10 protein-coding genes are annotated in these 9,898 nt (G+C 52.4%); 5 read left to right on the forward strand and 5 right to left on the reverse strand.

Going from position 1 to position 9,898, the window contains the following annotated elements:
- Positions 1-79: 79 nt before the first annotated feature.
- Positions 80-1,408 carry an electron transport complex subunit RsxC gene (gene rsxC, locus GX030_08715; GenBank protein NLV92456.1) on the reverse strand — a complete coding sequence of 443 codons (1,329 nt, stop codon included), beginning with the start codon at positions 1,406-1,408 and terminating at the stop codon, positions 80-82.
- Positions 1,409-1,895: 487 nt separating this feature from the next.
- On the opposite strand from rsxC, the gene GX030_08720 reads away from it, so the two are divergent.
- Positions 1,896-2,306 (forward strand): OsmC family protein, encoded by a 411-nt coding sequence (locus GX030_08720; GenBank protein NLV92457.1) that lies wholly within the window; start codon positions 1,896-1,898, stop codon positions 2,304-2,306.
- Between the two features lie 49 nt (positions 2,307-2,355).
- Here GX030_08720 and GX030_08725 read toward each other — a convergent pair whose 3' ends face one another.
- From GX030_08725 to GX030_08735, 3 genes are all read right to left on the reverse strand, one after another.
- Positions 2,356-2,805, reverse strand: a complete 450-nt coding sequence (locus tag GX030_08725) for a QueT transporter family protein (GenBank protein ID NLV92458.1) — start codon at positions 2,803-2,805, stop codon at positions 2,356-2,358.
- A 161-nt stretch (positions 2,806-2,966) separates the two neighbouring features.
- A complete protein-coding gene (locus tag GX030_08730) occupies positions 2,967-3,464 on the reverse strand; it encodes a hypothetical protein (GenBank protein NLV92459.1) in 498 nt (165 codons plus the stop codon).
- 134 nt (positions 3,465-3,598) lie between these two features.
- Positions 3,599-3,811: a hypothetical protein gene (locus tag GX030_08735; protein ID NLV92460.1), complete on the reverse strand. Its 213-nt coding sequence runs from the start codon at positions 3,809-3,811 to the stop codon at positions 3,599-3,601.
- Between the two features lie 195 nt (positions 3,812-4,006).
- Between GX030_08735 and GX030_08740 the strand changes: the two genes are divergently transcribed.
- Positions 4,007-5,128, forward strand: a complete 1,122-nt coding sequence (locus GX030_08740) for a hypothetical protein (protein NLV92461.1) — start codon at positions 4,007-4,009, stop codon at positions 5,126-5,128.
- A 232-nt stretch (positions 5,129-5,360) separates the two neighbouring features.
- Here GX030_08740 and GX030_08745 read toward each other — a convergent pair whose 3' ends face one another.
- On the reverse strand, positions 5,361-5,549 hold the full coding sequence (locus GX030_08745) for a response regulator transcription factor (GenBank protein NLV92462.1): 189 nt from the start codon (positions 5,547-5,549) through the stop codon (positions 5,361-5,363).
- 562 nt (positions 5,550-6,111) lie between these two features.
- On the opposite strand from GX030_08745, the gene GX030_08750 reads away from it, so the two are divergent.
- From GX030_08750 to GX030_08760, 3 genes are all read left to right on the forward strand, one after another.
- Entirely contained in the window at positions 6,112-7,146 is a 1,035-nt protein-coding gene (locus GX030_08750) for an alcohol dehydrogenase catalytic domain-containing protein (GenBank protein ID NLV92463.1), read from the forward strand.
- A 54-nt stretch (positions 7,147-7,200) separates the two neighbouring features.
- Positions 7,201-8,571 (forward strand): sn-glycerol-1-phosphate dehydrogenase, encoded by a 1,371-nt coding sequence (locus tag GX030_08755; GenBank protein ID NLV92464.1) that lies wholly within the window; start codon positions 7,201-7,203, stop codon positions 8,569-8,571.
- A 118-nt stretch (positions 8,572-8,689) separates the two neighbouring features.
- Positions 8,690-9,670 carry an Lrp/AsnC family transcriptional regulator gene (locus GX030_08760; protein NLV92465.1) on the forward strand — a complete coding sequence of 327 codons (981 nt, stop codon included), beginning with the start codon at positions 8,690-8,692 and terminating at the stop codon, positions 9,668-9,670.
- The last annotated feature ends 228 nt before the right edge of the window (positions 9,671-9,898 follow it).

Here is a 9,898-nt window from a genome sequence, read left to right on the forward strand (position 1 = left end):
TATAGTCAAACAAGTTCAATCTAAGCTGGTGAAAAGGAATTACTGATGCCCGTTGACCCAGCTATCGGGTCTATCCCTGCTAGCTGGCTTGCTGCCGCCGCTTGGCAATCAACTCTTGCTTGCCAATCTTGATGTCTTGCACTAGGAAGCGGTGGGCCGGGCAGACGTAGGAGCAACTGCCGCACTCCATGCAGTTGAGTATGCCGTACTCGGCAGCCTCTTCCAGCATTCCGGCGTGGGCGAATTTGGCTATGGTTACCGGCAGCAAGAACTGTGGACAGACGCTGACACAGCGTCCACACTTGATGCAGGGACCGGGTTCTGTAGCCTTAACTTGGTCTTCTGCAAACACCAGCAATCCCGTAGTTTCCTTAACAACAGGCACCTGGGTGGAGTATTGGGTAAATCCGGTCATTGGTCCACCCATGATGATTTTCCGGGGAGTACCCTTGGGACCACCGGCCGCGGCAATTAGCTCCTCAAAGAGGGTACCTAGACGAACTAGGAAGTTAGAGGGCTGAGTAATGCCTTCTCCACTGACGGTGACTATTCGCTGATACAAAGGCAGTCCTGTTTTTAAGCTGTTGGCCGCTGCCGCCGCGGTACCAACGTTGTTGACGACAACCCCTACATCCCTTGGTAGGCACCCAGGGGGAACTTCCCGATTCAATAGGGACTTGATTAGCTGTTGCTCTGCCCCTTGTGGATACTTAACCCCAAGACCGACAACCTGGATATTGGTCCCGGAAGCTGCCTTCGTCAAGGCTTCGATGGCATCAGGCTTGTTGACCTCGACCCCGATGTACACCTTAGTCACATCCAGGGCCTTAGCCAAGGCTTGGGCGCCGTAGACAACCAGGTCAGGATGCTCGACCATGAGACGGTGGTCACCGGTGAGATAGGGTTCACATTCGGCGCCATTGAGTATCAGGGTGTCGATGGGCTTATCCGCCGGTGGCGTCAGTTTGACATGGGTCGGAAAGGCTGCACCCCCCAGGCCAACGATACCAGCTTCCCGGATACGATGAATGATCTCCTGGCGGGACAAATGCGCGATATCCGCCGGTTCAGGTAGATCGGGACAAATTCGGTCCTCACCGTCATTTTCAATGACGATGCAATCAACGGTTCCCGAGACGGGATGGGGATAGGTCTCTATCCCTTTGACCGTTCCTGACACCGATGCATGAATCGGTGCCGAGATCAACGCGTCACATTCGGCAATCTTCTGTCCAAGGAAAACCTCATCGCCCCGTTTGACCAAGGGCGTGCACTGATCACCGATATGTTGACGTAGGGGAATAGCCACTACTTTCGGCGCCGGCAGCACCTCGATGGGCCTATGATTACTGAGTTCTTTGCCCTCAGGGGGATGGATTCCACCTCGGAAGGTATGGCGCTTACTAATCACAACGAGACCTCCTCGCTTAATCTACACGCGGAAAAAACTCTAGCTGCTTCTGACCAGGAAAAAACAGGCAGAAGGCCAGTAGGGTTGAAGCAGATATAAATTCGAGATATCCGCTATGTGATCCTTGTCACTTTGGATACAAATCTCTAACCAAAAAATGAAAGTGATACCATTCACTACAGAGCGCGAAAAACGTCACAAACCCAGACAAACTACCATTTTCCTCCAAGAGGCGAATTATTGGTATACAAAGTTACTTCGGGGTTACTTCGGGATGGACAAGAGGGTTCCTGTTGCCCAGGGTGGTGAAAATCATCACTAATCCCTTCGGGGAGCCCAGTGTAGATGGAGGCAGGAAAGGGAAAGGATAGAGAAAAAGGAATATTGTACCTTCTCCTGGGCCGATCCTAAGGGGAAGGGCCTGATTGATCACTGCTGCTAATTACTCTATTCGATCTATGGTACTAGGGAGGGAATGGTTGATATGAAACTAAAGGTCAACTGGAACGAGGGTATGACGTTTACCGCGCACACCCCGTCGGGACACACTCTGTTTATGGATACTTCTGAGACTTCCGGTGGGAAAAACAGCGGGGCTCGACCCTTGGAGTTATTGTTGGCTGGGGTGGGTGGCTGTACCGGGATGGACGTTGTCTCTATCTTGGGCAAGATGAAACAGCAAGCACAGAGTGTGGAAATAGAAGTGGTCACTACTCAAGCCGAAGAGCACCCCAGGCAGGTTACCCACGTGATGCTTCACTACACCGTTACCGGCACCGATCTCGACGAGGCCAAGGTTAATCGAGCCGTCCAATTATCGGTGGAAAAATACTGCATCGTGGCCAACTCACTGAAGGCAGAAATTGCCTATGACGTAACAATCAACAATGTCTAGCTACAACTAACCCACGACGCAGGTCGTGGGTTGATTGACATAGCGTAAGTCACCGGGATCGGCGGCGCAGCATCCAGATCAGGGGCAGGCCTAGACCCAATACGGAAAGGGCTTCACTGAGGCCGATGCTCAAGACCGTGATCCAGTAGGGAACCTGAAAGATCACCCGCAGGTAGAGACTGATCAGTAGTGCGTTGAACACAATGGGACTGGCGAAGGCAATCCAAGAGTCCCGGAATCTATAGGTCACATAGGCTGCCAGCAATGTTACCAGGCTACCCCCGAAGATATCCCAGGGGCCCAACCCCCCGATAATATTGCTCAGCATCACTCCAACAAAAAGCCCCGGTACTGCCTCGGGAAAGAGGATCGGTAGGACAGTCAGGGCTTCCGCGGGGCGAAACTGGACAACTCCAAAACTCCAGGGAGCAAACCCTACCACCAAGGCTATGTAGATGGCAGCAACGATGGCTGCTCTAGTTAAATAACGCAGATTCACAGACAACACATCCATTCTAGCAGACCGCTACCTATTGTTAGCTTGGGCTATCACTGTTATAGTGTACCGGCCCTGCTAGATGAATGCAAGATAAGGCGGGTGCCTTAGTGTGCGTTCAGAGCAGCAGCTAGGTTCTTACGATAGAACTACTAGAACTACGTTCAATCAGAGAATGACTTCTTGTACTTGGGCAGAACCAATCTCCAGAAAAGGCAACCATTAACAAGTAATAGCACCCCAAAGAATGTCCGGGCAATGCCTTCCGGAACTAGCAGGGCGATGCCATTCATATCGCCCCCACCAAAGAATCCATACAGTAAACTCAAGTACAGGGGATCAGCGAACAGCATAGCAATTGTGACATAGTACATACAGGCTTTGAATACCCGGGATTTTGCCTTACAAATTTTATCCGTTGCGACAACCAGCCCATAGGCCGTTGTCAGAGTAGCAACTGCTCCCACAAGACAGAAGATACCAACCTGCGTGTCCCTCATTTTCTCGGCATATACGTCAATCTGGATACCAAGTCCCAGGAAGTTGATCCGCTTGAACGCACCAACAGATAGAGCATAAATGAGATGTGCTCCCTCATGAAGGATATTGTAAGCGGCTACTGCCGAAAGTAGTCCGAGATATTGCCTTGTTAGCTTGTTCATCACTTACGCCTCTCTTGAGATCACTCATTACTAGGGAATGGCATACAAGTCATTAACTCATTATGGTTACATGCAGAAAATCCTTCCTCAGCGCCTTGGGGCTTGTCCCCTGGTAGAAAGATGGCACTGGCCACCTACTTGGTCATACTTAACAGCAGTAGGACTAACAAGAAGGTGACTAGGACCAATACGGCAGTGGGAGAGATCAGCAGGGTAAAGAACAACAATACTACCGCGGCAAAGAGTAAACCATATCCCCGCATGTGTATCCAGTCAAAGAATCGATACCACTGAAACTTCTTGGCTTCTCTCTTAATCTTCTCGGTGTAGAATCTAATCCGGTTCATCGTCACAGTCCTCCCGGTACCAACGAGCTCAGCCCTTTGGTACCATGCTATGACCCTACCTAGGAAAAAGTGCGCTCTAAATCGCCTCCAGGCCTTTATAGGACTTGGGGGCGAGGAATTTTAGCACGCAACTTCCCCTCCATCAATATATTGTAGGGAGAACTAGGACTTGGGTAGGGGAGGGATAACAAAACCATGGACGAGACGAGAGAAGAGAGGAATGAGCGGTTCGAGGAACTCGCTCAGTTGTCCGACCAGATAGCAGGTTTGCAGGCCAGGATTAGGAACCTGGTGGAGATGGCCGAGGAGGTTCATAGCTACCTAAATGAAGCTGGTGATCCGGAACCCGCTGAATTTGGGGACTATGATCCTGACTGGAACTTCCAGGAACTGGCCCAGGAGGAAATAGGAGATCTGGTATCTGACATGGAGGAAGACGAGGACATGTGGCCCAAGGCCAACTGGGAAGAGGATTGGTTTATTTCACAGGCTCAGGAGATTGCCGTCGAGGGTCTGGTGCCCTTGGGGTCACCGGGAGCGGGAGGGAAAGCCATGGAAGTCTTGCCCGAGGAGATGTGGCCCCAGCCGGAAGGAGAGGAAACCATCGACTGGCATCCTTGGCTGGAGTGGACTCCTAAGGCCAGGGAGCTTGATGTGGAGCCGGTGCCGGCCCGCAGACGCTACAGCTGGGACTATGGTGAAGATTTGATGGTAGACTATCCCGCGGGTCTCTATGTAGATGACGACTTTGGGTCTGAGGAAATGTTCGCAGCAGAGTCCAAAGCCCCTTGGGGGGAGGAGCTGATCATCGAGCAGGCTGAGTCGATGGGCCCCGAGGCCGTGGAGCCAGAGATGGACCTTGAGCTCAGCAGTGAACCGACAGCTGTCCTCCAGGAGGAAGTCGAGGAGACGGAAGCCCTGGGCGATTTGGATCTAGAGTCCAGTGAATCAGAACCAATGGATGCAGAGCCCAGTCCAGTACTAGAATTTGTACCGGAAGAGAGCGCACCAGAGGTCGCCTCGTCTGCCTCGGAGCCAGAGGAGACAGCGGCGCAGTCCCCCGTTGAGATTGAGGATAGTGAATCTGAAGACGGTGAACCTAAGGAGAGTAAAGCAGAGCCGCTAATTGCCGCGGTAGTAGTTGAGGATGAGAAGGAGAGTCCAGAGCAAGAGGTCGAAGCCGATGCAGTAGAAGTGACTGAGTCTACAGCAAAAGCAGAGACTAAGTCGGCTGTTGGGCAGGAAGAACGGGACCAGTCACGCCTTGAACCTTTGCAGTGGAAGCTGCCTCCGCCTATCATCCGCCGGCATCGGTAGACCCAAGGAGGGAGGAGGGGAAATAGGAGTGGTATCCCATGGCGGTCCATTTCCGATAGCATACCATGTAGTGGGAAAGCCAAATGCATCCCATCCCTCCCTTTCTCCGGCGGTAAGTGTTTGCTTACCGCCTATTTATCTGTCCACAGCTTGGACAATTAATCTATGGCTAGGACACCACCGGAGCAAAAAAAGCTCCCTGCAACGGGCTTGTAGGGAGTGGGTGTGGTATTTAGTCCATCGGTAATAATCCATACCGGATGGCCCAAAGTGCCACTTTTGTCCGATTGCGACTTCCAATCTTTCGATAGATGTTCGTAATATGGTTTTTCACGGTGTGCTTGCTAATAAAGAGCTGCTCGGCTATCTCTTCGTTGGATAAACCCTTAGCGATTAGCTTGAGCACCTCCCGCTCTCTCATTGTCAGTTGAGCAAAACGCTGGGCCCGTGTGTCATCACTTGCTGCCAACGAGTGACACCTCCTTGAATACCAGGGCTTACGATCACAGCAATAGCAAAGATAAGATCGTCAAGGCGCTTAGTCCATATTATGTGATAAGGCGAAAGTGGGAACTAGGAACCCTTTCCTTTTTCCTAAACCCCCTGTAGAACTACCTCCTAGCTTTTGCGAGGTTTTTCCAAGCAAACATAGGTTTTGACAAACACAAATTCGTGTTATCCACATCTGTGGATAACTTGTGGATAACTGTGGAAAAACTTTGGGGAAATCGGAGGAGCTTGTCCGAAAACCCCTTTGCAGCTTGCTTTTGGCCCCTCCAGACCCTGTGGGCAAAAGTTGTGGGGATAACTACCTTATCTGTGGATAACTCATGTTGATATTGATAGGAACTCCCCATTTAATGGGTTTTTTTTGCCAGATGTGGATAAGTTCCCCTGTTCACCAGCGACAGAGGCAGAGGGGAAGGAGTCTTTTGGTGGGAAGCGAAGTTCCTGGCAAAGAGGGTTATTAGGGGGAGATCACAATGACAAAGATGCTCAGGGCGAATTTAATCAACCCACAGGAGTTTCGGTTGGAAGAAGTGGAGCGACCGGTGCCCGGGCCCGGGGAAGTGCTCATTGATGTCAAGTTGTGTGGAATCTGCGGCAGCGATATTCACGCATACCATGGGGTTCATGCCTTCATCCATTGCCCCATTGTATTGGGCCATGAATTTGTTGGAGACGTTGCGGCAGTCGGGCCCGATGTCACGGAATTTTCTCCGGGACAGAAGGTAGTGGTGGAGCCCAACCTAGTCTGTGGTGAGTGTTACAACTGCCGCAACGGGCGCTACAATGTCTGCTTGAATCTCAAGGTGATCGGCTGCCAAGACACCGGTGCCTATGCCCAGTCCATCGTGGTTCCCACCGACAAAGTGTTACCGGTACCCGAGGATCTCAGCTATGATCGGGCGGTTTTGGTGGAGCCCTTGGCCGTTGGTGTCCACGCTATCCACCGTTCCGGAATGAAGGCTGGAGATCGGGTGGTTATCTTTGGGGTAGGACCCATTGGCTTGTTGACTTTGGTGGCTGCCAAGAGCATGGGAGCCGGCAAGGTGTTGGCGGTGGATGTGATTGACTCCCGCCTAGAGCTAGCCCAACGCTTTGGTGCCGATACTGTGTGCAATTCCACTCGGGACAATCTTGAGGAAGTTATTGTCCGGGAGTTTGGTCCGGAACGGGCTGATCTTCACTTTGAATGCTCCGCAGCACCCCAGGCTTTGAACCAGGCAATAGACTTAGCCAGGAAGGGACTGACCATCGTCCAGGTGGGTTGCTTTGGTCCGCCGGTAACGATCAACAACCTGAGCTATGTTCAGGAGCATGAGTTAAGTATTATCGGAACCATGATGTACATGAAGTCCGATTACCAGGAAGCCATCGATATTCTGTACTCCGCCGATCTACCCTTTGAAGAGCTAATCACCCATCGCTTTCCCCTGCAGGATGTAGCCAAGGCCTTTCAGATGCTGGATGAAGAGAAGGAAAGGGTAATTAAGGCAGTTTTGGAAATCGGTTAGAGGGTCGAAGTCGACTTACTGGTGGGAACAACGCAGAACAGGAGGTACGGTGATATGCCTTGGAGTGCCGAGGAATTGGCCGGTGGCCAAATCCAGTGTGAGTGTGGTCGAGTTCATCACGTGCCCATCCATACAATCCGCAGCGGGGAGGATGTTTTGGAGCATCTGCCTGAGGATGTTGCCCATCTGGGTCTGCCCCGCCGGGCGATAATCGTTGCCGATGAGACAACCTATGACTTGGCCGGCAGGAAAGTGGTGGAGCTTCTAGAGGCGGATCAGATCACGACAGAAGAAGTGATCCTAAGACCACGGCGAGCCTTTGGCCAGCGTCATTGGGTGTTGCCCGATGAACACAGTCTGGGACAAGTTCTCTTGGCAATCGGTGATGAACCCTGTTTTCTCGTCGCCGTCGGAGCGGGAACCATCAACGATATCGTACGGTTTGTGGCCCATCGCACCGGAAAGGCTTTTATCAGCGTGGGTACCGCTCCGTCCATGGATGGGTATGCGTCGACGGTATCGGCCCTGCTCACCGGCAGCTTCAAGAAAACTGTACCTGCGACTTACCCGGCAGCTATATATATCGATGCCCAGTTGCTGGCCACTGCTCCTTTGGAGATGGTGGCCGCGGGCTTTGGCGATTTAGTGGGTAAGTCTGTGGCCATGGCGGACTGGATGTTGTCCCACATTCTCAATGGGGAATACTACTGTCCAACCATCCATAGTATCGTGGAGCAAGTGCTGCAGATGGCCCTCATCGATGTGATGGCTTTACGGCAGCGAGAACCCGAGGCCCTGGTGCGGTTAACGGAGGGGCTGGTGCTGTCGGGACTGGCGATTTTGATGTTCAATGATTCCCGACCGGTCTCGGGAGCGGAACATGAGTTGGCCCATTTCTGGGAGATCCGGGGAATTCCCGAGGGAAAACTCTTTTACCATGGAGCCAAGGTGGCCGTGGCTACTCCCATCATCACCAAATTCTATTCTGAGCTACTGGCCAAGGACCCGAACCGAATTGACTGGGAGCAGGTAGGAGCCAATCGACCAAGTCTAGAACAGTACAGTCGGCAGTTGGAGCAGGATTTTCAGGGAGCTTGGCAGAGTATTGCCACAGCGGCCTGGCGGGAAAGTAAAGCTGTGGAGTTTGCTCGCGCTTCCGGTGAGCTTCTGTCAGACCATTGGGTAGAGATCCAACGCCGTGTTCCGGCATCCTTGTTAGACATCGAGAGAATTATGGCGGATCTCAGGACCCTAGAAGCACCGGCTACTCCCCGGGAACTGGGCCTAGAGCGGGAGTGGGTGGAGGCCTCACTGCGCAGTGCGCGGGAGATGAAGCCCCACCGGTATACGGTGATGGATTTAGCCGCGGAGATGGGCTGCTTGGATGAGATTAGTGAAGCGGTGCTGACTTGGATATGGCCCTAGTATTGACGTAACAGCAGCTAAAAAGGGTTCTGGAGCTCCGTTCGAACTAGAGCGTAGATCGGGGCGTGTACCGTCTTGATGACAGCATCTTCACGGCACAGAGTTAGGGGGGCGAAGGTTGGGAATTATCGAGCACAACCAACTGGACGAACTGGATTTCCGGATCCTATCCTTGCTGCAGCGGGATGGGCGGATGGCCTATACGGCAATGGCGAAGGCCCTGGATGTGTCAGAAGGAACGATTCGCAATCGGGTTAGGCGCCTAGAAGAGGGTAACTTCGTTCAGGTCGTGGGAGTGGCGGAGCCCTCACGGACGGGTTTTAGCGAAGTATTTATTTGGGTTAAGGCGGAACGAGGCAAGATAGTCCATGTAATGGAGCAGCTGTCTAGTCTGCCCCAGACCCGATATGTGGCCTACGCTACCGGTGCCTATGACTTAGTTGCCATCGCAGTGGTGGCATCACGCCACAACCTGCTGCATTTCTTGACTGAAGAGCTGGGTAAAATCGATGGGATAGAGGAAACAGACACTTCGGTTATCCTGGAGACGATCAAACAAACCTATGACTGGGTTCCCTGGCCCCAAGGAGAGCCTACGGTGACCGACGAAAGGGCACAGGATCCTCCCGAGGTAGAAGAGTTTGATGTTGATCAGCTTGACGACCTTGATAGGCAGCTGATCGCCTACCTCCAGAAGGATGGACGGTATCGGTTTCAAGATATGGCCAATGCGGTGGGAGTAACGGAGCGGACGATTCGACGCAGGTTTGGCATATTGACCGGCTCCGGTATCCTCCGCATTGTCGGGGTAATCAACCCCTTCCAGGTGGGAATGAATACCGTTGCCATAGTGGGGGCGAAGGTCAATCGCCAGCATATCGACACCATTGCCAAGCAGTTGGCCCGGCAGAAAGAGGTACGTTACGTTGCAGTAGCCACCGGACCCTATGACCTGATTATCGAGGCAGTTATGCCCAGCAACGACGAGCTCTGCGATTTCCTGGTGGATCGGCTGACGAGATTTACCGGCATTAGTCGCACCGATACTGCTATGGTCCTGCGGGTATGTAAGCAGATTTTCAATTGGCCCATTGACTAGAGCTTGACAGTTTTCCCTACCGATTATAGACTGTTTGCATGATACCGTAGCAGGGTATATACAAGGAAAGTTTCGGGTAATCTGACTGTAAACGGTACTTGGACTAGTTTGGACCCGGGAGTGGGCAATGGGAGAAGGAGGCGACACCAGTGACCTTGGAAAAGATCTATCTGGTCAAGGGTATGAGCTGTCAGCATTGTGTCAACGCAATTAAGCAGGCCGTTAGTA

Source organism: Bacillota bacterium, from assembly GCA_012727955.1.
In the GTDB taxonomy this organism is placed as follows: domain Bacteria; phylum Bacillota; class Limnochordia; order DTU087; family JAAYGB01; genus JAAYGB01.